The 26,923-nt window shown below is 71.5% G+C and carries 18 protein-coding genes and 1 pseudogene; 8 read left to right on the top strand and 11 right to left on the bottom strand.

Features of this window, described 5'->3' with window-relative positions; all coding sequences use genetic code 11:
• Positions 1 to 15 precede the first annotated feature (15 nt).
• From OEB96_RS10380 to OEB96_RS10405, 6 genes are all read left to right on the top strand, one after another.
• A complete protein-coding gene (locus OEB96_RS10380; protein ID WP_266215379.1) occupies positions 16 to 204 on the top strand; it encodes a CPXCG motif-containing cysteine-rich protein in 189 nt (62 codons plus the stop codon).
• 5 nt (positions 205 to 209) lie between these two features.
• Positions 210 to 1,235 carry a helix-turn-helix domain-containing protein gene (locus OEB96_RS10385; protein WP_266215380.1) on the top strand — a complete coding sequence of 342 codons (1,026 nt, stop codon included), beginning with the start codon at positions 210 to 212 and terminating at the stop codon, positions 1,233 to 1,235.
• Between the two features lie 64 nt (positions 1,236 to 1,299).
• Positions 1,300 to 1,950 (top strand): hypothetical protein, encoded by a 651-nt coding sequence (locus tag OEB96_RS10390; RefSeq protein WP_266215382.1) that lies wholly within the window; start codon positions 1,300 to 1,302, stop codon positions 1,948 to 1,950.
• Between the two features lie 53 nt (positions 1,951 to 2,003).
• Positions 2,004 to 2,825: a gamma-glutamyl-gamma-aminobutyrate hydrolase family protein gene (locus tag OEB96_RS10395; protein WP_266215383.1), complete on the top strand. Its 822-nt coding sequence runs from the start codon at positions 2,004 to 2,006 to the stop codon at positions 2,823 to 2,825.
• Positions 2,822 to 4,030, top strand: a complete 1,209-nt coding sequence (locus OEB96_RS10400) for an LNS2 domain-containing protein (RefSeq protein WP_266215384.1) — start codon at positions 2,822 to 2,824, stop codon at positions 4,028 to 4,030. The genes OEB96_RS10395 and OEB96_RS10400 overlap by 4 nt, the downstream gene beginning before the upstream one ends.
• Before the next feature lie 34 nt (positions 4,031 to 4,064).
• Positions 4,065 to 4,520 carry a GatB/YqeY domain-containing protein gene (locus OEB96_RS10405; protein WP_266215385.1) on the top strand — a complete coding sequence of 152 codons (456 nt, stop codon included), beginning with the start codon at positions 4,065 to 4,067 and terminating at the stop codon, positions 4,518 to 4,520.
• A 36-nt stretch (positions 4,521 to 4,556) separates the two neighbouring features.
• Here OEB96_RS10405 and glgX read toward each other — a convergent pair whose 3' ends face one another.
• The 7 genes and pseudogenes from glgX to treZ all read right to left on the bottom strand — a co-directional run bounded on the left by glgX (position 4,557) and on the right by treZ (position 18,886).
• The gene (gene glgX, locus OEB96_RS10410) at positions 4,557 to 6,752 is read right to left on the bottom strand and encodes a glycogen debranching protein GlgX (protein WP_266215386.1); all 2,196 of its coding nucleotides are present in this window, start codon (positions 6,750 to 6,752) and stop codon (positions 4,557 to 4,559) included.
• An 86-nt stretch (positions 6,753 to 6,838) separates the two neighbouring features.
• Positions 6,839 to 8,737, bottom strand: a complete 1,899-nt coding sequence (gene glgB, locus OEB96_RS10415) for a 1,4-alpha-glucan branching protein GlgB (protein ID WP_266215387.1) — start codon at positions 8,735 to 8,737, stop codon at positions 6,839 to 6,841.
• Entirely contained in the window at positions 8,734 to 10,476 is a 1,743-nt protein-coding gene (locus OEB96_RS46420; RefSeq protein ID WP_323137357.1) for a maltokinase N-terminal cap-like domain-containing protein, read from the bottom strand. The genes glgB and OEB96_RS46420 overlap by 4 nt, the downstream gene beginning before the upstream one ends.
• A 30-nt stretch (positions 10,477 to 10,506) precedes the next feature.
• Positions 10,507 to 12,177 (bottom strand): annotated as a pseudogene (gene treS / locus OEB96_RS46425) (maltose alpha-D-glucosyltransferase); the annotation flags it as partial.
• Between the two features lie 35 nt (positions 12,178 to 12,212).
• Complete coding sequence (locus OEB96_RS10425) at positions 12,213 to 14,264, bottom strand: alpha-1,4-glucan--maltose-1-phosphate maltosyltransferase (RefSeq protein WP_266215389.1); 2,052 nt, start codon at positions 14,262 to 14,264, stop codon at positions 12,213 to 12,215.
• Between the two features lie 30 nt (positions 14,265 to 14,294).
• Positions 14,295 to 17,060, bottom strand: coding sequence for a malto-oligosyltrehalose synthase (gene treY / locus OEB96_RS10430; RefSeq protein ID WP_266215390.1), 2,766 nt, complete (start codon positions 17,058 to 17,060; stop codon positions 14,295 to 14,297).
• Positions 17,057 to 18,886: a malto-oligosyltrehalose trehalohydrolase gene (gene treZ / locus OEB96_RS10435; protein WP_266215391.1), complete on the bottom strand. Its 1,830-nt coding sequence runs from the start codon at positions 18,884 to 18,886 to the stop codon at positions 17,057 to 17,059. The genes treY and treZ overlap by 4 nt, the downstream gene beginning before the upstream one ends.
• Before the next feature lie 88 nt (positions 18,887 to 18,974).
• On the opposite strand from treZ, the gene OEB96_RS10440 reads away from it, so the two are divergent.
• Positions 18,975 to 20,057 carry a mechanosensitive ion channel family protein gene (locus OEB96_RS10440; RefSeq protein ID WP_266215392.1) on the top strand — a complete coding sequence of 361 codons (1,083 nt, stop codon included), beginning with the start codon at positions 18,975 to 18,977 and terminating at the stop codon, positions 20,055 to 20,057.
• A gap of 12 nt (positions 20,058 to 20,069) precedes the next feature.
• Here OEB96_RS10440 and OEB96_RS10445 read toward each other — a convergent pair whose 3' ends face one another.
• On the bottom strand, positions 20,070 to 21,113 hold the full coding sequence (locus OEB96_RS10445; protein WP_266215393.1) for a pyridoxal-phosphate dependent enzyme: 1,044 nt from the start codon (positions 21,111 to 21,113) through the stop codon (positions 20,070 to 20,072).
• 246 nt (positions 21,114 to 21,359) lie between these two features.
• Between OEB96_RS10445 and OEB96_RS10450 the strand changes: the two genes are divergently transcribed.
• Positions 21,360 to 23,105 carry a tetratricopeptide repeat protein gene (locus tag OEB96_RS10450; RefSeq protein ID WP_266215394.1) on the top strand — a complete coding sequence of 582 codons (1,746 nt, stop codon included), beginning with the start codon at positions 21,360 to 21,362 and terminating at the stop codon, positions 23,103 to 23,105.
• 31 nt (positions 23,106 to 23,136) lie between these two features.
• Here OEB96_RS10450 and OEB96_RS10455 read toward each other — a convergent pair whose 3' ends face one another.
• Genes OEB96_RS10455 through OEB96_RS10465 form a run of 3 tightly spaced genes read right to left on the bottom strand, consistent with a single transcriptional unit; the run spans position 23,137 to position 26,840 of the window.
• Positions 23,137 to 23,790, bottom strand: a complete 654-nt coding sequence (locus OEB96_RS10455; RefSeq protein ID WP_266215395.1) for a hypothetical protein — start codon at positions 23,788 to 23,790, stop codon at positions 23,137 to 23,139.
• Between the two features lie 45 nt (positions 23,791 to 23,835).
• Positions 23,836 to 25,170, bottom strand: coding sequence for a cation:proton antiporter (locus OEB96_RS10460; RefSeq protein ID WP_266215396.1), 1,335 nt, complete (start codon positions 25,168 to 25,170; stop codon positions 23,836 to 23,838).
• Positions 25,167 to 26,840 carry a cation:proton antiporter gene (locus tag OEB96_RS10465; protein WP_266215397.1) on the bottom strand — a complete coding sequence of 558 codons (1,674 nt, stop codon included), beginning with the start codon at positions 26,838 to 26,840 and terminating at the stop codon, positions 25,167 to 25,169. Before OEB96_RS10465 ends, OEB96_RS10460 begins: the two co-directional genes overlap by 4 nt.
• Between the last annotated feature and the right edge of the window lie 83 nt (positions 26,841 to 26,923).

A 26,923-nucleotide genomic window follows, 5' to 3' on the forward strand; every position in this document is an offset into this window, starting at 1 on the left:
GTATGATCGTCGGCCATGGGCGAGGAACTCGAGGTCACGTGTCCGTGGTGCGGCGAAGCGCTGCCGCTTTGGATCGACCGTGAGACCGCGGGCTCGTTCGTGCAGGACTGCGACGTGTGCTGCCGCCCGTGGCAGGTCCACGTGCACTGGGAGCCCGACGACGACGGCGGAGCGCGCTGCGAAGCCTGGGTGGAGCGTGCATGACCGACATGAGTCCTCCCACGCGGACCATGGCCGCGCTCGTCCAGGCCACGGTGATGTTCGCGCTCTCGCGCGGGGTGACGCTCCTCGAGGTGGCGCAGGCCACCGGCGTCTCGGCCGAGCAGCTGATGACCGCCACGAGCTGGCTCCCGCAGGAGGTGATCCCGCGGATCTGGTTGCTCCTGGCCGAGCGCTTCCCGGGTGAAGCCGTCGCGCTCTCGATGGCCTCGATCGGCGCCACCTCGCGGATCTTCGGAGATCTCGGCCGCATGGGGAGCCTCGTGCCCGACCTGCGCTCGATGATCCTCTTGACCATCCGCAATCGGGCGCTCCTGTCCGACGGTCTGGAGCTGCAGCTGCTCGAGACGGACACCGAAGCGACGCTGCGGATGCACCACCCGATGGACGAGGTCGACGGCGGCTACGAGGCCGAGCTGGGGCTCGCGATGTCGGCCCGGGGGTTCGGCCACCGCTTCGGGACCGAGGGTCTGCTGGTGCGGGTGGAATTCCGCCACCGACCCCTCGGTCCTCTCGATGCGTACCAGCGCTTCTTCGAGGTGCCCGTGCGCTTCGAGCAGCCCAACAACGCGCTGGTGCTCCACGCCCACGCCCTCGATCGCGAGAACCCCAAGGCCGACCCTGCGCTGCAGCTGTTCGTGCAGCGCCACCTCGACCGGATCCGCGAGGAGCTCGGCGCGCGCGCCGACTCACCCCTGCTCGAGCGGGTGCGCGAGGCCGTGGCCCAGGGCAGCGTGCGAGGCGAGTTCTCGGTCGAGACGCTGGCGCGCCGGCTGGGCATGTCCTCGCGGGTGCTCCAGCGCCACCTGGCCGACGAGGGCACGAGCCCCCGCGCGCTGCTCGACCAGGCCCGCAAGGCGCAGGCGCTCGAGCTCGTCCGCGATCCTCGGCTCGCGCTCGAGGAGATCGCGTGCCTCCTGGGCTATGCGACCGAGCGAAGCTTCCGCCGCGCCTTCGAGCGCTGGACCGGACGGACTCCGGCGCAGGCGCGGCGCAGCGTCGGCGACGGCACGTAGGAGGAGCGCTCGCACCCGAAGCTTTACGGGATGACCGGTTGCTGCAAGGATTCCCGACCCGCCCATGGCCAGGCTCCTCCACGTCACCGCCGAGCAGCTCGTGGCCGTGCGCGCCGCCATGCGGGCGCCGATGCCCGACGGGCCCTCGTGGAAGGCAGCACGCCCCGAGGCCCCCGGCGAGGCGGTGGCGCCGTGGTTCTCGCTCACGCCGAGCTCGCCGTCGTTCGATGGCCGGATCGGCGGACGGATCGGCGACCGGATCGGTGATGCCGACGTGGAGCTCACCGCCACCATGGCCACCTTTGGTGGGGTCACCGGACCGCGCTCGGCCACCGCGGGCCTGCCCGACGGCGCCGAGCCCCCGGCGGTGGTCCTGGGCGGCAACCCGGTCGCGCCCGGATCGGCGGCCGGCCCCACCGCCATGCGCAGCCGTCAGTGTGCGATCCGCCTGCGGGTCGCCGCCGAGGGTCTCGCGAGCGATCGCCAGTGCCTGGTGCTCGCCGCCGTGTGCGGCCTGCACCCCGGGTCCCGCGTGCAGGTGCTGCTGGCCGATCACACCCTGGCCGAGCTGCCGGTGAACGGCGAGGATCGCCTCGCGGTGCTGCTCGACGTCCCCGCCGACGGCATGCTGCGCCTGGAGCTGTGGCTGCGCCTGGCCTCGCACGACGCGGCGGCGCGCCTGGGCGTGCGCGGAATCGTGGGGCACCTGCTGTGACCGCTCGGTGCGTCGTTGGCCAAGCGCACCGGGTTGGGGCACGCTAGCGCTTCGTGGACACGACCTCGGCCCCGCAACGCGTCCGCCCCTGCATCGGCGTCTCCATCAACTTCATGCACGCCGACCCGCAGCGGCCGGTGTTCAAGGGCATGACGCTGCAGTACCTCGAGCAGCGCATGGTGCTCTCGCTGCACCGCGCCGGTGCGATCCCCGTGGGCCTGCCCCACCTCGAGGACGACGACGGCGCCCGCGAGCTGGTCTCCCGCATCGACGGCCTGGTGCTGACGGGCGGGGCCGACCTCAGCCCCGCAAGCTACGGCGAGGAGCCGCTGCGCCCCGAGTGGAGCGGCGATCCGCTCCGCGACGCCTACGAGCAGCGCCTCATCGACCACGCACGCGCCAAGGGCCTGCCGATCCTGGGGCTGTGCCGCGGGATCCAGATGATCAACGTGGCCCTCGGGGGTCGGCTCCACCAGGACATCGTGACCCAGCGCCCCAACTCGCTGGTCCATCGCGACTGGCACCAGTACGACGCGCTGGGCCACGAGATCCGCATCGAGCCCCGGAGCTGGGTCAGCCGCATCTACGGCGACGCGACCTCGCTGGAGGTCAACAGCGTCCACCACCAGGGGCTCAGCGAGCTGGCGCCCCCCCTGCGGGCCACCGCGTGGGCGCCCGACGGCGTGATCGAGGCGGTGGAGATGCGCGAGGGCGACGAGTGGATCATGGGCATTCAGTGGCACCCCGAGTGGCTCGAGCCACGCACCGATGATCCCCGTACGGGCGCCGGAGGTCGCGCCAGCGGCAGCGCAATCTTCGGCGCCTTCGTGGACGAGTGCGCAGCCCGGGCCAAAGCGCGTATGATCGCAGGATGACATCCCAGGCTTGGTCGTCGCCGTTGCTCGCGCTGTCGGCGATCGCCGTGCTCGCCGCCTGCACGCCTCCCGCGGAGGACGACGGCACCGCCACCGCGATGACGCTCGCCTCGGCCGAGGACACCACCCCCACCGACCCCGGCGAGGGCACCGCCTCGACCCCCGCCGACACCATCGACGACGCCGACGGCACCGCCAGCGAGGGTCCGAGCACCACGGCCGACGCGACCACCGATGCGACCACGGGCCCGCCCCCGATGTGCGAGCCGGTCCCCAGCTGCGACGCGGTGCCACCACCGACCGGTCCGCTGCGCGAGTGGGAGCACTTCGAGTCGACCCTGGTGACCGCCTCGGGCAGCGAGCGCCATCGCGGCCGCGACATGTTCTACAACCCCGGCGACACCCACTGGGCCATGGCCAAGTTCGCCTATGGCCCCACCGACTGGGACCTCAGCGGCGAGCAGGTGGACCTCTACCTGCTGCGGAACTGTTTGGGGACCGAGGAGGCCGACTGGGAGCCCCTGGGACCCGCGTTCACCACCTTCGACGGCGACCACCCCACGGTGGAGGGCGTGGAGGACTCGGGCGGCTGGGTGTTCTTCCAGATCCCGATGGCGCTCCCCCTGGGACGCCACCGCGTGCACTTCGTGGTCCGCGGCGACGCCAGCCGAGCCGACGCGTACATCGAGGTGGTGGAGCCCGGCACGCCGATCATCCTCTCGGACATCGACGGCACGCTGACCACCGACGAGTGGGAGCGCCTGGTCGACTTCCTGCAAGACAACATCCCCGACATCAACCCGGGCGCCCCCGAGGCGCTCCACGCCCTGGTCGACAAGGGCTACCGGCCCATGTACCTCACCGCACGGCCCGAGTTCCTGGGCAACCGCACCTACGACTTCGTGGAGCAGCGCGGGCTGCCCCCCGGGATCATCCACACCACGCTGAGCACCACCGGGGCGCTGGGCAGCGAGGCGGTGACCTACAAGACCGGCGAGCTGCAGGCGCTGGCCGCTCGGGGTCTGGTGCCGGCGTGGGTGTTCGGCAACACCGACTCCGACGCCACCGCCTACGACAACGCGGGCATCATGCCGCTCGACCACCGGATCTTCTTCCAGTTCGACGACCCGTTCGGCGGGCGCCGGATCGAGAGCTACCAGGATCTGGTGCCCGAGTTCGAGGCGCTCGACCCGGTGTGCGAGTAGCCGCGGGCGGGCGTCGCTGCTACCCTCCGCGGTCATGAGCATCCGCGAGGACATCGAAGCCCGCATGAGGCAGGCCCGCAAGGACCGTGACGAGCGGACCAAGAACATCATCAACATGCTCAAGAACAAGGTGCTCACCGAGCTCAAGAGCGGCTCGGGCGCGGTCGAGGACGACGCGCTGTGGCTCCGGACCATCGCCAGCTACGGCAAGCAGGTGGCCAAGGCGATCCCCGAGTTCGAGAAGGCCGGCGAGCGCGGCGTCGAGGCGCTCGACGAGGCGCGCTTCGAGCTGTCGTTCTGCGAGCAGTTCCTGCCCAACAAGCTCGACGAGGCCGGCACCGAGGCGCTGGTGCGCCGGCTGGTGGCCGAGCACGGCATCAGCAGCCCCGCCCAGATGGGCAAGCTGATGGGCCTGCTGATGAAGGGTCACAAGGACGAGATCGACGGCAACCTCGCCCGCACCGTGGCCCAGCGCGTGCTCACGGAGTAGCAAGGCCCGCAGGGCCTCTCGTCGTGCGCTCGTACACTAGGGAATCGACGGCGAAGGATTCTCGCGCGATCGCTCGAGCACCCACACGGTTCGGCTCGGCACCATGAATCGCCGGCCCGGCACGATCGACTTGCGCGGGCCGGACAGCGTCACGGAGCCGCTGTCGATCACGCGCTCCCACGGCCGCTCGGTCAGCACGGTGGGCACGATGAACCAAAGCTGCTCCCAGTGGGCGTTGAACACCAGGTAGAACGAGTCGTCGACGATCCTCCGCCCCCAGCGATCGGGCCCCTCGATGCCCTCGCCGTTGAGGAACACGCCCAGTCCCTTGGCCAGCCCCGAGCCCCAGTCGGCGTCGCTCATGGGATCGCCGCTCGGTCGGAACCACCCGATGTCGGACAGGCCCGTGCCCCTCACCGAGCGCCCGTGGAACCACCGGGGACGGCGAAACACGGGGTGCTCGCGGCGGAAGCGAATGAGCCCGCGGGTGAGCTCGAGCAGCTCGAGGTCCGCACGCGACCAGTCGATCCAGGACAGCTCGTTGTCCTGACAGTACGTGTTGTTGTTGCCGCGCTTGGTGTGGCCGACCTCGTCGCCCGCATGCAGCATGGGGACGCCCTCCGACAGCAGCAGCGTGATCAGCAGGTTGCGCTGCATGCGGGCCCGCAGCGCGAGCACCTCGGGGTCCGAGGTCGGCCCCTCCACCCCGCAGTTCCACGAGCGATTGTCCTGCTCGCCGTCTCGGTTGTCCTCGCCGTTGGCCTCGTTGTGGCGCTGCTCGTACGAGACCAGGTCGCGCAGGCAATAGCCGTCGTGTGCGGTCACGTAGTTGATGCTGGCGTGAGGGAGCCGACCGGTGGACTCGTAGAGATCCGAGCTGCCGGTCAGGCGCGAGGCGAACTCGCTGAGGGTGCGCTCCTTGCCCCTCCAGAAGTCGCGCAGCGTGTCGCGGTAGCGACCATTCCACTCCGACCAGCCCACGGGAAAGTTGCCGACCTGATACCCGCCCTCCCCCACGTCCCAGGGCTCGGCGATCAGCTTGACCTGGCTGATGACCGGGTCTTGCTGGATGAGGTTCATGAACGCGGCCAGGCGATCGACCGCGTGCAGCTCGCGGGCGAGCGCCGCCGCGAGATCGAAGCGAAACCCGTCCACGTGCATCTCGATGACCCAGTAGCGCAGCGAGTCCATCAACAGCTTGAGCACCTGGGGGCTGCGCATGTCGAAGGAATTGCCGCAGCCGGTGAAGTCGACGTAGCGGCTCGGGTCGTCCTCAGCCAGGCGGTAGTAGGCGGCGTTGTCGAGCCCGCGAAACGAGAGCGTGGGGCCGAGGTGATTGCCCTCGGCGGTGTGGTTGTAGACCACGTCGAGGATCACCTCGATGCCCGCCTGGTGCAGGTTCTTGACCATCTGCTTGAGCTCGAGCACGTGTGCCTGCGGATCGGCCTCGCTGATGTAGTCCTCGTGCGGCGCGAAGTACCCGATGGGGTTGTAGCCCCAGTAGTCGTGCAGCCCTCGCTGCACCAGGGAGTGCTCGTGGACGAACTGGTGCACGGGCTGCAGCTCCACCGCGGTGATCCCCATCGAGCGGAGGTAGTCGATCATCACGGGGTGTCCCAGCCCCGCATAGGTGCCGCGCAGCCGGGCGGGGAGCGCATCGGCGAGCAGCGTCGAGCCCCGCACGTGCAGCTCGTAGATCACGGTGTCCTCCCAGGAGATCTGCGGCGCCCGATCGTGCCCCCAGTCGAAGTAGGGGTTGATCACCACGCAGCGCGGCATGTACGGGGCGCTGTCGTCGTCGTTGGGGGGGCCGTCGGGCGCACCGAAGCGATAGCCGAACAGGGCCTCGCTCCAGCGCAGCTCGCCGCAGATCGCCTTGGCGTAGGGATCGATGAGCAGCTTGGCCGGATTGCAGCGTCGCCCCCGCGCGGGCTCGTAGGGGCCGTGGACGCGCAGCCCGTAGCGCTGGCCGGGCCGCACGCTGGGCAGGTAGCCGTGCCACACGTAGCCGGTGACCTCGGGCAAGGGCAGACGGGTCTCCCGATCGCGCTCGTCGAACAGGCACAGCTCCACGCGCTGCGCGACCTCGGAGTACACGGCGAAGTTGGTGCCGCCGCCGTCGAAGGTGGCTCCGAGCGGCTGGGGAGCTCCGGGCCAGACCTCCGGCGGCTCGGGAGCCGCTCCAGCGTCCTGGGTGGCCTTGGCCGCGGCACGGGATGCATCTGGGCTCATGGGATCACCGCGATCATGCAACCAGCGTTCACCATGACGAGGGCCCGGCAAGCGCGGGTTCCTGGGCACGCCTGGCAAGCGGTGAGTCAGGGAGCCCGGGGCGCGAGCATCACCGCCCCCAGGGGCGGGAGCGTGAGGCTGAGCGAGCGCGCGTGCCCATGGGCCGTCACCGGCGTCGCCTCGGTCCCCCCGAGGTTGCCCTGGCCGCTGCCCCCGTAGTCCTGGGCGTCGCTGTTGAAGACTTCGTCCCACGGCCCGCCCACCGGCACCCCGACGCGGTAGTTGTGCCGGGGCACCGGGGTGAAGTTGAAGGCGCACGACACCCAGCCCCCGGCGCCGTCATGGCGCAGGAAGGTCAGGCAGCTCTGCTGCCAGTCGCTGGCGTCGACCCACGAAAACCCCTGCTCGTGGGTGTCTTGCTCGTGAAGGGCCGGCCGCTGGCGATACAGGCGATTGAGGTCGCGAACCATGCGCTGCACGCCCGCGTGGGCGTCTTGGGCCAGGAGGTGCCAGGGAAGGCTCTGCTCGTGGTCCCAGTCGGACGGCTGGGCCAGCTCGCCGCCCATGAACAGCAGCTTCTTGCCGGGCTGGGCGTAGAGGTAGCACAGCAGCAGGCGCAGGTTGGCAAAGCGCTGCCAGTCGTCGCCCGGCATCCGGCCCAGCAGCGAGCCCTTGCCGTGCACGACCTCGTCGTGGGACAGCGGCAGCACGAAGTTCTCGTTCCACGCGTAGATCATGCGGAACGTGAGCGCGTCGTGGTGATGGGCGCGATGGATGGGATCGAGGGACAGGTAGCGGAGCGTGTCGTGCATCCAGCCCATGTCCCACTTGAGCCCGAAGCCCAGGCCCCCGAGGTAGGTGGGTCGCGAGACCATCGGCCACGCCGTCGACTCCTCGGCGATCGTCTGCACGTCGGGGAACGAGCGGTAGATCTCGCGGTTGAGCGCGCGCAGGAACTCGATCGCCTCGAGGTTCTCGCGTCCACCGTGCCGGTTGGGCACCCACTGCCCGGCCGCACGCGAGTAGTCGAGGTAGAGCATCGAGGCCACGGCGTCCACGCGCAGGGCATCCACGTGATAGCGCTCGAGCCAGTGCAGCGCGCTCGAGATCAAGAAGCAGCGTACCTCGTGCCGCCCGAAATTGAACACATGGGTGGTCCAGTCGGGCTGGAAGCCCTGGCGAGGATCGGCATGCTCGTAGAGGTGCGTGCCGTCGAACCGGACCAGGCCATGCTCGTCGCCGGGGAAGTGCGAGGGGACCCAGTCGAGGATCACGCCGATTCCCGCCTGGTGCAGGGTGTCGACGAGCGCCATGAGCTCCTGCGGGGTACCGTAGCGGCTGGTCGGCGCGAAGTAGCCGGTGGTCTGATAGCCCCACGATCCGTAGAACGGATGCTCGGTCAGCGGCATGAGCTCCACGTGGGAAAAGCCCATGTCGCGCACGTACTGCGCCAGCAGCGGGGCCAGCTCGCGGTAGCCCAGCATGCGCCCGTCGGCCGTGCGCCGCCAGCTGCCCAGGTGCACCTCGTAGATCGACATCGGGGAGGTCAGCGCCTGGTGAGCGCCTCGGGTGGCCATCCAGGCGTGGTCGTGCCACTGGTAGGCCAGGTCCCACACCACCGATGCCGTGCGCGGGGGAACCTCGGCGAAGCTCGCCATCGGATCGGCCTTGTGGTGAGCGACGTCCGCTCCGTGCGGGACGATCGCATACTTGTAGAGCGCCCCGTGTCCGACCCCGGGCACCACGCCCTCCCAGATCCCCGACTCGGCGCGCGGGTGCAGGACGTGCTGGTCCTCGCTCCACGCGTTGAAGTCGCCCACCACGCTCACCCGCGCGGCATTCGGGGCCCAGACCGCGAAGTAGGTGCCGTCCTCGCCGACGTCGGGCGGCAGCAGGTGCGCCCCCAGGTGCCGGTACAGCCGATGGTGCGAGCCCTCGTTGAACAGATGCAGGTCGTCGCCACCGAGGCGGGTGAACGGGGTCATCGCGGGATCTCCCACGCGCGCGCCAGCTCGGCGATGCCCTCGAGGGGAATCGCCACGTGGTCCGGCCGATGGTGCAGCTCGTAGCCCAGCTCGTAGATCGCCTTCTCGGCGGCGTAGATCCGCAGGAGCGCGAGCACCTCGTCGTCGGGGGCACGCGCGAGGAACGGCTCGTGGCGGGCTCGCCTCAGGTAGCTGCGCACGTACTCGGCCGCGCTCACCCGGTACCAGGTGGTCACCAGCGCGGCCACGTGCCCGTGGTGGTCCGAAGGAGCGGGGTCGGTCAGGCGATGGCGCTCGAGCACGGTGTGGGCGGCGTAGTGGAACGAGCGCACCATGCTGGCCACGTCGCGCAGCGGGCAGCGCCTGCTGCGACGCTCTTCGAACGACCGGGTCGGCTCGCCCTCGAAGTCGATGAGCACCACGTCGCGCCCGGTGTGCAGCGCCTGGCCGAGGTGGAAGTCGCCGTGGGTGCGGATCCGCAGCGCGTGGAGGGAGCGACCCATCACGGAGCGCAGCGCGGCGACGAGCGGGCGCTCCAGCGCGAGCACGGCCCGGGCCTGGTCGCGCACGGGCTCGGGGAGCCCGGTCAGCCGAGCCGACAGCGCCTGGAAGGTCTTGGCCGTCAGGTTGCGCAGCGACTGGAACAGCGACCGGCGATGGAACGAGGTGAAGGCCTCGGTGCCGAGGGCCGGGTCGTCGCTGGGAGCGGCGAGCGCCACGTGGAGCTCGGCGGTGCGCGTGCCGAGCCGCTGGGCCAGCTCCACGGACGAGCCGACCAGCTCGAGCGCGTGCTCGGGGGAGGGCTCCAGCGCGAGCGCGAAGGGATCGGCTCCGACCCCCGACTCGAGCGCGGCGAGCTCGGCGGTGCTCGGGGCGCTCCAGTGCGCCTCGAGGAAGCGCTCGACGGCATCGAGCGTCACGCTCCAGGCGTCGCCCTCGTTGCGCACGAAGCCGTGCATCACCGCAAGATCGGCGCGCTCGAGCGCGTGCCCGTCGTCGCACGCGTACGTGACGTGACCCGCCATCGGCGGGCTGTGCTCGAACCCGGCGTGCTCGGTGAGCCAGCGCCCGAGCTCCACGTCGGGGTTGCGACCGTCGCGGACCCGGCGATAGAGCTTGAGGATCGCGCGATCGCGAAACACGATGGAGGTGTTGCTCTGCTCGGCCGAGCCCACGCGGGGAGGGACGCGCTCGAGCGGCTCGGTTCCCCACACCTGCGCGAAGGCACGGGTGCGCACCCCGTGGGCGCTCCCGCGGCGGCCGCGGAGGCGAAGACGGTGCCCGATGGCCTCGACCATCGCGCGGCCGAAGCCGGGCTCGTAGCACGCGTCCACGAGCACGCCGCTGTGCTCGGCGCCCGGCCCGGGTGCCGAGACGGACCCGGCGTCGGGCTCGGCTGCCCGCACACCGAACGCGGGGCCCGGCTCCACCGTCAGGTGTGCCAGCACGGCGCGGGGGTGCTCGTGCTCGAGCTCGTGGGCTCGCGCGCCGCTCACGAAGGTCAGAGGGAGCTGGTAGGTCTCGGGCAGCGCGTCGTCGTAGCTCACCTCGAGCAGCAGCAGCACGGCGTCATGCCGAGGCACCGTGAGCACCTCCACCAGCTCCACCCCGTCGATGGAGCGAGACTTGCCCGCGAACCAGCGCTGCTCGGCGAGGTACTCGGGCAGGATCCGCGACAGCGACCCGGCCGGATCGTCGAGCACCGCGGCCCAGCTGCCCGTGGAGCGCAGCGATGGCACGATCCTGGCCGAGGGCGCAGCGCCCTCCAGGGGAGGCTGCAGCGAGAACCAGTAGAACTCCCGGGGTCCCAGGGTCAGCAGGTAGGGCTCGGGGCCGATGACCGGGAACCGGGTGCCGCCGAACATCTCGATGGGCGCGAGCCCCGAGCACGCCCGCAGGTCCAGCGACACCGCCTGGGGGAAGCGCGAGAGGTTGGCCGCCACCAGCAAGAGCTGGTGCTCGTGGCGGCGCAGGTACACCAGCACCTTGCGGTTGCCGGGGTGCAGGAACTCGATGCTGCCGCGCCCGAACGCCGAGAAGCGCTTGCGCAGGGCGATGAGCCGCCGCATCCACCACAGCAGCGAATTGGGGTTGTTCTCCTGGGCCTCCACGTTGAGCGACTCGTAGTGGTACTCGGGCTCGACCACCACGGGCAGGAACAGCCGGTGCGGGCTGGCGCGGGAGAAGCCCGCGTTGCGGTCCGAGCTCCACTGCATGGGGGTGCGTACCCCGTTGCGATCGCCGAGGTACACGTTGTCGCCCATGCCGAGCTCGTCGCCGTAGTAGAGCACCGGGGTGCCGGGCAGCGACAGCAGCAGGCCGTTCATCAGCTCGATGGAGCGACGATCGTTGCCCAGCAGCGGCGCGAGGCGGCGGCGAATCCCCAGGTTGACCCGGGCCTGCTTGTCGGCGGCGTAGACCCGGTACATGTAGTCGCGCTCCTCGTCGGTGACCATCTCGAGCGTGAGCTCGTCGTGGTTGCGCAGGAACAGCGCCCACTGGCTGCCCTCGGGGATCGGAGGCGTCTGCTCGAGGATGTCGATGATCGGGAAGCGGTCCTCCATGTGCAGCGCCATGAACAGGCGCGGCATCAGCGGGAAGTGGAAGCTCATGTGGCACTCGTCGCCATCGCCGAAGTAGGCGGCGGCGTCCTCGGGCCACTGGTTGGCCTCGGCCAGCAGCATGCGGTCGGGAAAGCGCTGCTCGACGTGGCTGCGGAGCTGCTTGAGGAAGGCGTGGGTCTCGGGCAGGTTCTCGCAGTCGGTCCCTTCGCGCTCGTAGAGGTACGGGATGGCGTCGAGCCGCATGCCGTCCACGCCCTTGGCGAACCAGTAGTCGCACAGCCGCATCATGGCCCGGCACACCTCGGGGTTGTCGAAGTTGAGGTCGGGCTGGTGCGAGTAGAAGCGGTGCCAGTAGTACGACTTGGCCACGCGATCGTAGGCCCAGTTCGAGGATTCGAAGTCGCGGAAGATGATCCGGGCGTCGCGATAGCGGGTCTCGGGCTCGTCGGTCCACACGTAGAACGCGCGGTGTCGGCTGTCGGGCGCGGCCCACCGTGCGCGCTGGAACCACGCGTGCTGATCGGAGGTGTGGTTCAGGACCAGCTCGATGATCACCCGCAGGCCGCGCCGGTGGGCCTGCTCGAGGAAGGTCTCGAAGTCGCGCAGGTTGCCGTAGGCCTCGTGCACGCTGCGGTAGTCGGCGATGTCGTAGCCGTCGTCGCGCAGCGGTGAGGGGTAGAACGGCAGCAGCCAGATCGCGGTGACCCCCAGCTGCTGCAGGTAGTCGAGCTTGCCGGTGAGCCCGCGGAAGTCGCCGACGCCGTCGCCGTCGGCGTCGGCGAAGGCGCGGACGTGCAGCTCGTAGACGATCGCGTCCTTGTACCAGAGGGGCTGCTCGAGGACGGGAGCAGGAGAGCTGGCCTTGCGGCGGACCATGGGGACTTCTCGGGGGGACCTCTCGGGGGACGTGCTCAGGCGAAGTAGTCGAAGTCGCGCTCCGTGCGGCGACGCCGGCGTACGCGGAACACGTGGGCCGGCATGGCGCGGGGATCGAGCCGCACGAAGTGAGCGTCACCCGACCACGCGAAGCGATCCTCGGACAGCAGGTCGTGCACCTGCAGCGGCTCTCCCTCGCGGCCGCCCAGCTCGCTCGCGGGGATCCGCACCCAGCCGCTGCGGGGCTGGTGGGGATCGAGGCTCACCACCACCACGATGGTGTCCTCGTGCAGCGGCGAGCGCTTGGCGAAGCACAGCAGCTGCTCGTCGTCGGCGTCGAAGAAGCGCAGGTCGTGGTCCTGCTGCAGGGCGGGGTGCTCGCGGCGGATGCGATTGATGCGGGTGATCAGCTCGTGGATCCCCGGCTCGCTCGCCTGGCGATCCCAGCGCCGGAGCTGGTACTTCTCGGAGTCGAGGTACTCCTCGCTGCCTTCGCGCCGCGCCCGGTGCTCGCACCGCTCGAACGCGGGCCCGTAGATCCCGTAGTTGGCGCCCAGCGTCGCGGCGAGCACCAACCGGATCGCGAACGCGGGCCGCCCCCCGTGCTGCAGGAACTCGGGCAGGATGTCGGGGGTGTTGGGCCACAGGTTGGCCCGCAAGAACTCGCAGATGGGCGGCCGGTAGAGCTCCTCGAAGTAGCGCCGCAGCTCCCACGCGGTGTTGCGCCACGTGAAGTAGGTGTACGACTGCGAGAACCCGACCTTGGCCAGCCGCAGCATGCGTCGCGGGCGGGTGAACGCCTCCGACAGCAGCACCACGTCGGGGTGCCGGGCGCGGATCCGGTCGATGCACCACTCCCAGAACGGCAGCGACTTGGTGTGGGGATTGTCCACGCGGAAGATCCGGACCCCGCGATCGATCCAGTGCTCGAGCACCCCGGCCAGCGCCTCCCACAGCGACGGCCACTGGGGCGACTCGAAGTCCAGCGGCACGATGTCCTGGTAGACCTTGGGCGGATTCTCGGCGTGCTGGATGCTGCCGTCGGGACGAAAGCGGAACCACTCGGGATGCTCGCGGATCCAGGGGTGATCGGGCGAGGCCTGGAACGCGATGTCGAGCGCCAGCTCGATGCCCACGGCCGCGGCGGCCGAGCGCAGCGCCTCGAAGTCCTCGAGCGTGCCCAGCTCGGGGTGGATGGCGCAGTGACCTCCGTCCTCGCTGCCGATGGCCCAGGGGCTGCCCACGTCGCCCTCGCTGGCCACGGGGGCATCGTTGGGTCCCTTGCGGTGGGTGTGGCCGATGGGATGGATCGGCGGCAGGTACAGCACGTCGAAGCCCATCGCGGCGATGCCGGGGAGCCGGTCGATCACGTCGCGCAGCGTCCCGTGCCTGCCCTCGGGACCGAGCGAGCGGGGAAACAGCTCGTACCAGGTCGAGAAGCGTGCCTTCTCGCGCTCGACCACCATGGGCAAGGGGTCGGTACGACTGGCGTGGCGACGGGGGTCGTGGCGGTGCACGAGCGTGGACAGCTGGTCCGAGAGCGCGGTGTTCAGCCGTCGAGAGGGATCGTCGCGGGGATCGGGGGCCTCGAGCAGCTCGGCGAGCTCGCACAGCCACACGTGATCCCGCGCATGCTCAGGGCCGCGCTCCGGGTCGCTGGCCGCGGCTGCGGCGTCGCGCACGAGGGCGGCGCCGATCCGCAGGTCGACGTCGAGGGGCTGCCCGGCCGCGGCCCGCGTGGCGAGCTCGGTCTGCCAGGTCTCGAAGCGATCGATCCACCCCTCCACCACCAGCTCGTAGCGGCCGGGCGTGGGGGGCACCACGACGCCCTCGAAGCGATCGTTGCCACGGTGGACCATCGAGACCTCGGCCCAGGCCTCGTCGTCCACGCGACGCCAGCGGCAGACCGCGGCCACGCGATCGTGACCGTCGGCGAACACGTCGGCCGCCACCACGATCTCTTCACCGGCGATCCGCTTGGCCGCAAAGCGGCCGCCGTCGACGAGGGGAGTGACGGGCTCGATGCACACGCGCGCCCGGCCGCGGCCGTGGGCCGCGGCCGCAGCCGATGGGACGGAGAGCGGCACGGCACCGGGCTAGCACCCCGCGTCGGGCCATCAAGAGCCCGCACGCGCTCGTGCCCGCAGCAGCGCCACCGGCAGCTCGGCGAACAGCTCCGGACCGAGGAGCGTGCCGTTCGTCGCGTGGATCGTCCGGCCCGAGAGCAGCTCGTACCAGCGCCGGGGGGCATCCGGCGGCAGCGCGACGGCGGTGCCTCGCCATCGCTCGCGCAGCGGCCAGCGCGGAGGATCACCGACCAGGCCCGACGCTCGTCGCGCCACCACGCCCATGACCCATGCGTCGCCGCAGCAGCGTGCGAGCGCATGGGCGTGCTGGTCGGCACCGGTCGACGCGAGCTCGAGCGGAACCACGCGCCCTTCGAGGTACGGCCCCGGTCTCGATCGGCGATCGGCAAGCCCCCTCATGAGCACGTGGGTCTTGATCCGACCGTCGTGCCAGCGCTCGCGCAGCTCGTGCAGCAGCGCGCCACGATCCTCGGACCAGCGCGCGTGCAGCTCGCATGCCTGGTCTCGCAGCCGAGCGAAGTCCACGGGCCGGCGGTTGTCGGGATCCACCAGGCTGAGATCCCAGCGCTCCGTCCCCTGGTAGACGTCGCAGACTCCCGGCGAGACCAGCTGCAGCACGAGCTGGGCCAGGCCGTTGATCGCCCCGGGGATCGCCACCTGCTGGTGCAGCCGGTCGAGCGCTCGCCCCCACGCGGTGGAGGACAGCGACCCGAGCAGGGTCCGTGCCCGCTCGACGATCTCCGCCTCCGCCTCGGGATCGGGGCGGATCCAGCTGGTGCGGCGCTTGGCCTCGCGCGCCGCCTTGACCAGGTAGGGATGGAGGCGCTCGTCGAAGCGCTCGCGCTCGGCCTGCCAGGGGGGCAGCGCCCCGATCACGGTCTGGACCAGCAGCTCGAGCTCTTCGCGTCGATCCGAATCGTCGGCCGCGATCCCCAGGCCCTCCTCGCACAGGGTCAAGCAGTGGAGGTAGTCGTCCGGGCGCTCGGTCAACACGTAGAGGCGCGCTCGCACGTCGGCGCCGCGCTTGGTGTCGTGGGTCGAGAGCGCGAGCAGCCCCCGGGGGGCCCGCTCGCGCCGGCACACGGCCCACGCGGTGAAGGCCGCCTCGGGATCGTCGGGCGGCACGGGCGTGCACCCCACCTCGGCGAGCCCGAGGTTGGTCACGTAGCGGTAGAGCGCGGTGTCCTCCACGCCCTTGGCGGTGGTGGGGCCGGTCAGCTGCTGCCAGCGCCGCACGAACGCGCTCGCGCGCCCGTCCTGCCCCGGGGGCACGGCCACGCGTCCCTCGACCACGCGGGCGATGAAGTCGAGCGCGCAGTGAAACGCGGCGGAGAGCTGCGCCCGTGCCTCGCGGAGCGCGAGCTCGAAGCGTTCGCGCTCGTCCTCCACGAGGCTCGAGTTCCCGTGGGGACCGGCCTCGGAGTAGATGCGATAGACGGGCAGCGCGGCGGTGAGCGCGGTGAGGGCTCGATGCAGCTCCTGGAACGACACGTCGCGTGCGCGTCGATCCATGGCGGCCAGCTCGCGGAGGTCGGCCGCCATGGTGCGCAGCGCGGGGGCGAGGGTTCGCGCCAGCACGTCGCGCTTGCTCTGCTGGACGCAGGCCGAGAAGCTGGTGTGCCCGGTGGCGCAGCGAAACGCGGCGTCGAGGACGGCCCAGCCCAGGGGATCGCACAGCAGCGGGCCCACCGCATCGATGAAGTCGTAGCCGGTGGTGCCATCGGCGAGCCAGCTGGGCGGGAGCTGCTCGCCGCGCTGCAGGATCTTCTCCACCACCACGTAGCGAACACCCCTGGTCCGCAGGCGCTCGAGGTAGACGCGTGGGCAGGCGAGGCCGTCGACGTGGTCGATGCGCAGGCCCTGCACCTCGCCCTGGGCCACCAGCTCGAGCACGCGGCGGTGGTAGGCATCGAACACCGCCGTCCGCTCCATCCGCAGCGCGACCAGCTCGTTGATGTCGAAGAACCGGCGGTAGTTGAGCTCGTCGAGCCCCGAGCGCCAGTAGGCGAGGCGATAGGACTGCGCCTCCAGCACCGCGTGGAGGGCATCGTGGCGCTCGCTCGGGGTGGCGCCGTCCGGAGCGTCGGCAATCGCCTCGCCAAGCCCCGGGCGCTCGCGCAGCAGCGCCGCGAGTCGCGTGCGCAGGATCGGGGTGTGCTCGATGCGGCGCTGGCGAGCCGCTCGGGTGTCGACCCGGGGCGGCAGCGCCGTACAGGCGGCGCAGAGCCGCTCGAGCGCGGGCGACCCGGTCAGCCGCTCCAGCACCAGCGGCCAGGTCCGGGGATCGAGGGGAAAGGCGCGGGCCCGGTAGCCCACGAGCAGCCCCTGGTCGTCGACCCCCAGCCGCAGCAGCCCGCCCTCGAGCGCCTCTCCGTAGTGGCACTCGAGCACGGGCAGCACGACGCGGGCCTGGGGATCGACCGACCAGCGGATGTCGAAGAATCCGGCGTAGCGGGAGGCCGGGCCGTGCTCGAGCTGGTCGCGCCACCACGGGTTGTCGATCGAGGCCCTGACATGGTTGGGCACGATGTCGAGCAGCAGCCCCATGTCGGCCTCGGCCAGCGCGCGGGTCAGCCGGTGAAGGCCGGCCTCGCCCCCGAGGGCCGGATCGATCACCTCGGGGTCGATCACGTCGTAGCCATGGTCGCTGCCCTCGGCGGCGCGCAGCAGCGGCGAGACGTACAGCCAGTCGACGCCCAGCGCCCGAAGGTCGCTCACGTGCGCAGCCGCCGTCGACAGATCCACGTCACCGCGCAGCTGCACGCGATAGGTGGAGACCGGCTGGGACCGGGTCATGGAGAGAGTCTCCGCAGCACGGCGAACCAGGCGCCGGGCAGCACGATGGGATCGGAGGAGGGTCGCATGGGGTCCAGCACCTGGCCTCGGCCCCCGAAGCAAGGGTCTTCACCCTCGATCACGCACGTCCAGCGCCCCTCGCCGAGGGGCAAGAGGATTCGGCGCTCCTCGGCCGAGAGGTTGGCGACGAGCATCCAGCGCTCGTGGTGCCCGAGGTGGACCACGAGCACGTGGTCGCCGTCGTGGAGCTCGCAGCGCGGTCGCACGCCCACGAATTCGTGGCCGTGGGCCCGGCGGAAGCGGAGCAAGCGACGGTAGAGCGCCCACAGCTCGCGGTGGGGCGAGCGCTCGATCACCGATGGTTCGATCCGGCTGCCCTCGAAGGTCGACTCCTGCTGTGGATCCTCGAGTTCCCCGCCGCGCGCTTCGACCGAGCCGAGCAGCTGCCGCAGCTCCTTGCGCCGTCCCTTGCGCACCGCCTCCGCCAGCTTCGGATCGCCGTGGCTGGTGAAGTATGCGAAGGGACGGCGCTCGCCGTACTCCTGGCCCATGAACAGCAGCGGCACGTGCGGCGAGGTCAGCAGCAGCGCGGCCGCCAGGCGCTGCCCGGCGAGCGTGGTCAGGCCGCCGAGGCGAGCGCCGCCGGCCTGGTTGCCCACCTGGTCATGGTTTTGGGTGCAGACCACGAACGTCGCGGGGGACAGGCCCTCGGTGGGGGCACCGTGCCGGCGGCGACGAAACCGGCTGTACTGGCCGCGGTAGGCAAAGCCCTCGGTGATCGCCTCGGTGAGCAGCCACGGGTCGTCGAAGTCGGCGAAGACCCCGCGTCGATCGGAGGTGAGCCGGACGTGCAGCGCATGGTGGAAGTCGTCGGCCCACACCGCATGCAGTCCCAGGCCACCCGAGGCGCGAGGGCGAACCAAGCGAGGGTCGTTGGCGTCGCTCTCGGCGATCAGCACCCGGGGGCACCCATCGGCCCTCACCAGGGCCTCCACGCGCTCGGACAGCTCGGCGAGGAACGGACGGGGCGTGGGGTCGACGATGGCGTGGACCGCATCGAGGCGCAGCCCGTCGACGCCGAGCTCGTCGAGCCACATCAGGGCGTTGTCGATGAAGTAGCGACGGACCTCGTCGCTGCCCGGCCCGTCGTAGTTGATCGCGTGCCCCCACGGCGTGTGGTAGCGACCGGTGGTGTAGGGCCCGAACCGCGGCAGCACGCAGCCCTCGGGTCCCAGGTGGTTGTAGACCACGTCGAGCACCACCGCGAGCCCGGCCCGATGGCACGCTCGCACGAACGCGCGCAGGCCCGAGACCCCGCCGTAGGCCTCGTGGACCGCGTAGGGGAAGACTCCGTCGTAGCCCCAATTGCGGGCCCCGGGGAATGCGGCCACGGGCATCAGCTCGATCGCACTCACGCCGAGCTCGCACAGCCGCGGCAACGCCTCGATGGCCGCCGCGAACGTCCCCTCCCGGGTGAACGTGCCCACGTGGAGCTCGTAGATCACCCAGCGCGAGAGCGGAGGCGGACGCCACCTCCGATCGTCAGGGGCGGCGCACGACTCGACCACCGCCGAGGGCCCGTGCACGCCGTCGGGCTGGGCACGGCTGGCCGGATCGGGCAGTCGGTCGCGCCCGTCGAGCACGAACCAGTAGCGATCGCCGGGCCCTGCGCCCGGCACCTGCCCCGCGAAGTAGCCGAGCGCCTCCGCCCGCAGCGGAATCCTGCGCCCGGACAGCTCCACCTCCACCACGCGGGCGTTGGGCGCCCACACCAGGAATGCCACTGCGCCCTCGATGGCCGTCGCGCCCAGGGCCAAACCATTCATCGCTGGCTCCACGCCCTGCGGCCTAGCGCCTGCAAGGGCCCTCGCAACGCGGCTTGCGACCGCAGCCGTGGGGTGAAGGATGCTCGTCGTGATCGCCTCCCTCGCCTGGGCGTTGGTCGTCGTGATCGCGGTGGCGCTGGTCGCCCACGGACTGGGGTGGCTGGCCGCACGAGGCCTGCGGCGCTGGGCCCGGCGAACCAAGCACGCGCTCGACGACGAGATCGTCCATGACCTCGCGGGCCCGCTGCGCTGGGTGCTGCCCGTGGTCTCGCTACCGCTGACGCTCCCGCTGGTGCCGCTGCCCGAGCACGTGGCCGATCCGCTGCAGCACGCGGCGCTGGTGCTCGTGATCATCACCGCGGGCTGGGTGGCCCTGCGTACCCTGCGAACGGTCGAGCGCATCATCGCCGCTCGCTACGCCAGCGGCGGCGAGGATCTGCACGCCCGACGGGTCCACACCCAGGTCCGCGCCTTCCGCAACATCGCGGCGTTCCTCGTGGTGCTGCTGACCCTGGCGTTTGCGCTGATGACGTTTCCCCAGGTCCGGCAGGTGGGGGCGGGGCTGCTGGCCTCGGCGGGCGTGGCGGGCATCGTGGTGGGCTTCGCCGCCCAGCGCAGCATCGCCACCGTGGTGGCCGGCGTCCAGCTCGCGCTGGCCCAGCCGATCCGCATCGACGACGTCGTGGTGATCGACGGCTACTGGGGTCGCGTGGAGGAGATCACGCTCACCTACGTGGTGATCCGGATCTGGGACGAGCGGCGCCTGATCGTCCCGGTCACCCGCATCATGGAGGCACCGTTCGAGAGCTGGACCCGCTCGTCGGCCCAGCTGCTCGGCACGGTGGAGCTGCTGCTCGACCTCCGGGCCGACGTCGAGCCGCTCCGGGCGGAGCTGACGACGATCCTTCAGACCACGCCGCAGTGGGACGGCAGAGCGGCGGTGGTCCAGGTGACCGAGCTGCGCGACCACGGGAAGGTGGTGCGGGTGCTGGTGAGCGCCCAGGAATCGGGCCCGCTGTTCGAGCTGCGCTGCGTGGTGCGGGAGCGGCTGGTGGCCTTCATCGCCGAGCACCAGCCCGAGGCCTTGCTGCGTCACCGCGCCGAGCTGGCCTGGGATCCCGCGTACGACCAGCGATCGGCCCGACCCGCGCCCGAGGAGGGCGAGGCATGAGCGGCCCGAGCATCAAGGTGCGAACGGGCAGTCGGCCTGCCACCCCTCGCGAACGTGCGCGCGAAGGTCGTTGCTCGCGTGCGTGTTCCAGAACAGCACCGGGCCCTCCACCGGGTGCTCGGCCAGGGCGCGTCGCATGCCGGCCACGCACTTGGCGGTGTAGGTGGTCTCGAGCCGCAGCCCCTGGGCGCGCGCGTCCTCCATCGCCTGCGTGGCGGCGTCGGTGGGCACGCCATAGCCACCGCCCACCTGCGAGTGGTCGATGCACCAGGTCACGCCGGCGTGCTCGAGCAGCTGCCCCGCGCTCCCCTTCGCCTGCGAGGCCGGCAGCCCGTGCTGGACCATCACCCGGTGGGCCATGCCCAGCATGCGGCGAAACATCACCCCGTTGAACCCCCAGCGCTCCACCGACGACACCAGGTGCAGGCGCATGGATCGTCCCGCGAGCGCCAGGCCCAGGGCCAGCCCGGCCGATGTTCCCGCCGAGCCCGCGGTCACGAACACCACCCGCGGCAGCGGCAGCAGCCCCGCGTCGATCTGCGCCGACAGCTCGAGTCCCGCCTCCACGAAGCCCAGACACCCCAGCGCCGTGCTCGCGCCCGCGGGCATCGAGACCCCCATGCGCTCGGGTCGACGCCACACGTGGTAGGCCAGCCACGCCCACGGCAGCCGGGCCCGCGACTTCACGTTCCACAGCCGTGCACCGCAGGACACGAGCACCGCGAGGTTCCGACGCACGTGCGGGGTGAGCGTCTGGGTGAACGTCAGCGCATGGAGCGAGCGCCCCTGCTGCCGCAGGAACAGCGCCAGCGCCAGCAGGTGGTGGCTTCCCACCCCGCCCACCGAGAGGATCGGCCCGTCGCCGTCGTAGGGGGCGTTGGCCAGCACCCACTCGAGCTTGCGAACCTTGCCTCCGCCGTAGACGTCGCTGCTGACGTCGTCGCGCTTGACCCAGACCTCGGCTCCCCCCACGTCGAGCCCCGGCACGCGCTCGACCGGCGTGGGCAGCTTGGCCAGCGTCAGCCGGGCCGGCGGCGCTCCGAGCCGCTGCGACAAACCGTCCCACGCAAGGCCTTGGGAAGAGGAAGACACAAGCCCCTGGGCATGATGGATGCTGGGATCCATTCGCCCGAGACGCTAGCACGAGCCGCACGGCCTCCCGCGAACGCCCAGGACGACCCGACTGAACGAAAGCGCCGTGCGGGAGCCCAAGAGGCCGCACAGAGGGCTTGCCGGGCCTCGCGTGGCCGTCCCGCGCGCGCGGCTTGGAACCTTTGTTCGCTATGCTAATGTCCGCTGGCCGTGAAGCCCTGTCCCTACTGTGCGGAGCTGATCCAAGACCAAGCGGCCAAGTGCCGCTACTGCGGCGAGTGGCTCGACCCAAGCAAGCGGCCCGTGTGGTCGGACACGGCGGCGGGCGTTGCCCCTGCACGCGCGCCGGAGCCCGTGGGGGCTCCTGCGGCACCCGAGCTCGACCTCCACGAGCTCCACGACGACCCGCCGCCGCGCGGGGACACCTCGGCGACCTTGCCCGTGGGCTCGAGCTTGGCCGATCTGTCGCGACGCGAGCCCGAGCCCGCGCGCACCTGGTCGGCTCCGGCGTGGCTGGCCAACGCCCAGGTGGCGCGCGCCGAGTCGCGCGAGCCCGAGGTCCCCCCCACCGATCGCAACACGCTCGAAGAGGTCGCGCTCCGCATGGAGCGGATCCGCCAGAGCGCGGCGGCCGTGCGCGAGACGGTCGATCCCGCGCCGCACCCCGTGCGCTCGGCGAACGAGCGCGCAGAGCCCTACGACGAGCCCAGATCCTCCGTATCGGCCGCGGGCCGCGGCCACGCGGTGCTCGAGGACGAGCCGGGGGTCACGCTGCCCGCGGGCAGCCTTCGCGCGGTGGGGCTGCCCGAGCGCCCGCGCTCTCGCGAGCGCGACCACTACGACGACGAGCTTCCGCCGCCCCGCACCCAGCGGGCCCAGCGACGCGAGCGGTCCCGCCAGGAGCTCGAGCTGTCGGAGCGCCCGACCATCCCCGACATTCCTCGCGACCAGCTCCTCGACGAGCCCGAGCCGCCGCGACGGCGCAAGACCAAGGGCACGCGCGACGAGGCCGAGCACCACGCCGACGAGCACGAGCCCCACGAGGCACGTGGACGCGGCCGACGACGCGAGGCCGCGGCCGAGGTGATGCCACCGGCTCCCAGCCCCCGCCGCCCCGATGACTTCGACGAGGACGCGCTCGACGACGAGTTCCCGCCCCCTCGCGCCGCCGGGGTCGGGGGCTTCGACGAGGGGTTCCTCGACGAGGACGACGAGGGCTACGAGGGCGACGAGGGCTTCGACGACTTTGGCGCGGCCGGTCCCGCCCCCACCCCGCTGCCGTGGCGACCCATCCTGCTCGCGGCCGGCGTGATCGTGGTGGCGGGCGTGCTGCTGTTCCGCGACTACCTGTTCCCGAGCGATCCCGAGACCGACGAGGTGGCCGAGGGCGCCGAGGGGGGAGATGCGGGTGAGGAAGGCGAGGCCAAGGACGCCAAGGGCGAGGCCAAGGCCGAGACCAAGGACGAAGCCAAGGCCGACGGCGAGGGGCAGCCGGTGGAGCCCGAGACCAAGGCCGACGGCGGCGAAGTGGCCCCGGCCGACGGAGGCGCGACCAAGCCCCCGGCCCCGACCGCCCTCGATCCCGCGACGATGGCCAAGCTCGACGAGGCCCGCGCCGCGTACGAGGCCGGCTCCAAGGGCAGCTCGAGCAAGCTCAGGCTCGCGGGAGAGAAGCTCCAGGAGATCCTGACCACCGCCCCCGACCACCCCGAGGCGCTCACCCTCATGGCGCAGGTCTACCTCGAGCAGGGCAAGCTCGACGACTCGCTGTCCACCTCGAATCGCTGCACCGAGGTCGCGCCCGACACCTCGGCCTGCTGGCTCACCATCGGGGTGATCCAGGAGGCCAAGGGCGCCAAGGAAGTCGCACGCGTGGCCTATGGCAAGTACCTCGAGCTCGCGCCCGAGGGGCGCTACGCCAAGGACGCCCGCAAGGCGCTCGGACGGCTCAAGTAGCCGGCATCAAAAACGCGCCCACGAGCCACGCCTACGACGGGCGGCGCTCGCGAGGCCCTCGCGCGGCCGTGGGCGTGGCCGCGAGCTGCTGGGCCCCGGTGTCCACGAACGCCGCGCCGGCCGGCGACAGGCAGCGGATGCCGGCGGCCAGCGCGAACGCGACGGCCGAGCCCTCGAACCCGCGCTGCGAGAACACCCACAGGCGACCCCGCCCCCTGCCCTGCCAGCTGCGCAGCTCCTGCTCGGTCACCGGATCCTCGCTCGTGTCGATCATCGCCATCACCGGCGAGCGCGCCCGACGAGCGATGAGCCACGCGGCCAGCATCACCAGGCACGCGAGCACCAACAGCCCCCACCCCGCAAGGCGCAGCAGCCCGCCATCGAGCACCGCCGGCGCGCGCAGGCGATCGGCGATCACCAGCACGATCCACGCCGCCGTCAGGCCCAGGAACCCGCCGTACGCCAGCTCCGGGGCCCGGGTGGGTCGAGCGGTGTGCCCTTCGAAGTGCACGAGGTCGGGACCATCGTGGGGCAGCGCGTTGCCGGGCACGGCCTCCGTCTGCAGGCGCTCGTCATCGCGAGCCCACTGCAGGCAGTGGGCGGCGAAGCGACCGCTCGGGGTCGCCGTCGAGGCGGGAGGAGGCTCGGTGGAGTCGCTGTCTGGGAGCAGCCCGAACGAGGCCATGGCGGTTGGAGCCGTGGCAGCAGCGGCTGGATGCATGGTGCTCCCTCACGGAGGTGGGCCCTCCGCTGCCGCCACGGGGACCGGAAGTGCCGACTCCGAGCCCGCCGCACCCGCCTCACCCGATCGGATCAGGGCGAGCCGGTAGGCGACCGGCGCGACCAGCTCGTTGAGCGCCACGATGCCGAGGGTGAGCGCGGCGGCATCGGGTCCGAGCTCGGGAAAGGTGCGGGCGAACAGCGTCGACAACGCCAGCGCGAGGCCGGCCTGCGGCAGCAGTCCAAAGCCCACGAAGCGCCGCACCACGTCCTCCGCCCCCGCAATGCGGCAGGCCACGCGTGCGCCCACCATGAACGCGCTCGCCCTCACCAGCACCAGGATCACGGCCGGCACCCCCACCACCGCGAGCACGTGCAGGTGGATGGTGGCCCCCGTGACCGCGAAGAACACCAGGTACACGGGCAGCGCCGAGCCCTCGATGGCGTGGTGCAGCGCATCTCCCTGCTCGGTCGCGTTGCGCACCAAGAGCCCCGCGGCCAGCGCGACCAGCAGCGGATCGAGCCCCACCCGATGCCCCACCTCGGCCACCACGAACGCGACCACGAGCACGATCAGCCCGGCGTCGTGGCCGACTCGCCGAAGATAGAAGGCCAGCGGCCCCCCCACCCCGATCCCCACCGCGATCGAGCCGAACAGCTCCCAGGCGAGGCGAAGCACCGTCTGCCCCAGCTCGGCCGATCCACCCATCAGCGCGTCGGCCACGGTGCTCGCCCCCGTGAACAGCACGATCACCACCAGATCGGCGATCACCACCACCCCCAGCACCGTGCGGCACACCGGTCCGTCGGCCTGCAGCTCGGTGCGCAGCGCCACCACCACCGCGGGTGACTGCGCGGCCATCACCGCGCCCAGCACCAGCGCAATCGCAGCCGCTTGCGGTGGCGTCAGGCCGGCCATGAACGGCAGCCACCGCGACAGGCCCAGCACGGTGCCCGCCAGCACCAGCGCACCACCGACCACCGCCAGCCCGGTGATCCAGCCGATCGCCCGCCACAGCGCGCGCATGCGTCGGAGCTCGAGCTCCGAGCCGGCCGTCAAGGCGATGAGGGCCACCGCCACCCCCGTGAAGATCTTGGCGTTGTCGAGCGCCTCGTCGGGGATGAGGTCGAGCCCCGATGCACCGGCCAGGATCCCCGCGCCGATGTAGCCGGTGAGCTTGGGCAGCTGCAGGCGCGCCACCACCTTGCCCATGAAGTGGGCGGTGAGCAGCAGGTACCCCACCACGAGCAGCGTGATCGACCCGATGAACGCCGACTCCTCGGCGTTGAAGGTGCGCGTGGCGGTCATGAAGCCCACCAGCGCCAGCAGCACCAGCACGTTCATGCGTCGGGTCCCTCCCCCTCCGCGGGCGGCGGCTCGAAGCGCCAGTAGAGCGACACCAGCACCTCGCTGAGCATCGCCCCTCCGATGATCGCCGTGATGATGGCCGACTGACCGTGCGATCCGGGATGCAGCAGCTCGGCGTTGATCACCATGGCGATGGGCAGGGTCCCCAGCGGGGAGAGCACCAGCGCCCGCAGGGCCTGCCGCGGCAGCGCGGCGTCGATGCGACGCCACACCAGGCGCTCACCCACCAGGCGACCCAGCAGCCGCGCCCCCAGCACGACGAGCATGAGCACCCAGCCCAGCGGATCCCACGGCTGCCACAGCGCGCCCGCCACCACCAGGAACACGAGGTAGATCGGCGCCTCGAGCCGCGCCAGGATCGCGCGCAGCGGCTCGGCATGATCACCCGGGAAGTTGGCCAGCAGCACGCCCACGGTGCAGCACACCACCAGCGCCGACAGCTGCAGCTCGCTGGCCATGCCCGCGGTGAAGGCCACCGAGCCCAGCAGCAGGGCGACCCGCTCGCTGCCCGAGGCCGGCAGGCGCAGGATCACGTAGATCACGAAGCCCACGCAGGCCGACAGCCCGAAGGTGATGAACAGCCACGCGGTCCCGGGCACGTTCCAGCTGCCCGGCGAGCGGAAGTACACGGTCACGAACGCCAGCACCAGCAGGCCGACGATCTCGTCCATGCTCGCCAGCAGGGTCAGGCGCTCGCGTACGACCGCGCTGGCTCGTCGCGCCCCCATGCGCAGCGCATCGGAATCGGCCGCCACCGCCCCCGCGGCCCCCAGCAGCAGGGCATCGCGCACGAGCCCCGGATCGACCAGCGCCATGTCGAGCACCAAGCGGTCCGCCCCCAGCGCCAGCGCGCTGGCCAGGGCCACCAGCAAGAGCGGCATTCCGGTCCCGATGCCCAGGATGGTGGGCGTTCCCCGGGGCAGCACCGACAGACGGCCCAGCTCCACCCGCATCCCCACCGTCAGCCCCAGCCACCCGAGCCCCAGGTGCAGCAACGGACGCAGGTGCGCGAGCACGGAGTCGGTCAGGATCCCCACCGCATCGCTGCGCGCGAGCAGGCCCAGCAGCAGGAAGGGGAACCCGGCCGCGACCACCCGCGAGATCCCCAGCCACTCCTCGATGCGACGAAACCACGCCTGCCCGCCCAGGTAGGCCAACACCACCAGCAGCAGCAGGCCGATCAAGGTCTTGATCACCACCCAGGGGCGCTCGGCCACGGGTGGGATCGAGGGCTCGACGGGGACGGGTGACGAGGCGTCCTCCGAGCGCGGAGGCGCGACCGGGAGCTCGCCCGTGGTCTCGCCGTCGATCGAAGGGCCGACCGACGATTCTCCGTCGTCCGTGAGCGCCGCTCCGAGATCCTCCGCAGAGGTCTGGGTGCTCCCCTCCGTGGTGGCCTCGTCCGTGAGCGCACCACCGGTCGTGGCGCTCGTGGCCTCGTCCGTGGTCGCCGTGCCCGTGCTCGGAGGACCGGTGGTCGTGGCCTCGCCCGTGGTGGCCTCGACCTCCGCCTCCACGCCGTCGGCACCCGACGGGGGAGGCCCCATCATCAGGAGGGAGAGCACCAGCAGGAGCGCGCTGGGGGGTGCCGTCCCCGTATCCTGACCGAACCCTCGACCGCCCGCCAGGCCAACGACGAAGGTCACGACGAGCCGCCCCCTTCGGTCCTGCCAATGGTTCCCCCGTCGAGCACCACCCGAGGCACGCGTGCGTGACAGGAGGTCGCACT

Origin of the sequence: Paraliomyxa miuraensis, from assembly GCF_026337845.1 — a bacterium.
GTDB lineage: Bacteria > Myxococcota_A > Polyangia > Nannocystales > Nannocystaceae > Paraliomyxa > Paraliomyxa miuraensis.

Excerpts from the sequence above, each read along its gene's own strand:
- OEB96_RS10380 (WP_266215379.1), top strand. The coding sequence starts at position 16 with ATGGGCGAGGAACTCGAGGTCACGTGTCCGTGGTGCGGCGAAGCGCTG.
- OEB96_RS10385 (WP_266215380.1), top strand. The coding sequence starts at position 210 with ATGAGTCCTCCCACGCGGACCATGGCCGCGCTCGTCCAGGCCACGGTG.
- OEB96_RS10390 (WP_266215382.1), top strand. The coding sequence starts at position 1,300 with ATGGCCAGGCTCCTCCACGTCACCGCCGAGCAGCTCGTGGCCGTGCGC.
- OEB96_RS10400 (WP_266215384.1), top strand. The coding sequence starts at position 2,822 with ATGACATCCCAGGCTTGGTCGTCGCCGTTGCTCGCGCTGTCGGCGATC.
- OEB96_RS10405 (WP_266215385.1), top strand. The coding sequence starts at position 4,065 with ATGAGCATCCGCGAGGACATCGAAGCCCGCATGAGGCAGGCCCGCAAG.
- glgX (WP_266215386.1), bottom strand. The coding sequence starts at position 6,752 with ATGAGCCCAGATGCATCCCGTGCCGCGGCCAAGGCCACCCAGGACGCT.
- glgB (WP_266215387.1), bottom strand. The coding sequence starts at position 8,737 with ATGACCCCGTTCACCCGCCTCGGTGGCGACGACCTGCATCTGTTCAAC.
- treY (WP_266215390.1), bottom strand. The coding sequence starts at position 17,060 with ATGACCCGGTCCCAGCCGGTCTCCACCTATCGCGTGCAGCTGCGCGGT.
- treZ (WP_266215391.1), bottom strand. The coding sequence starts at position 18,886 with ATGAATGGTTTGGCCCTGGGCGCGACGGCCATCGAGGGCGCAGTGGCA.
- OEB96_RS10455 (WP_266215395.1), bottom strand. The coding sequence starts at position 23,790 with ATGGCCTCGTTCGGGCTGCTCCCAGACAGCGACTCCACCGAGCCTCCT.
- OEB96_RS10460 (WP_266215396.1), bottom strand. The coding sequence starts at position 25,170 with ATGAACGTGCTGGTGCTGCTGGCGCTGGTGGGCTTCATGACCGCCACG.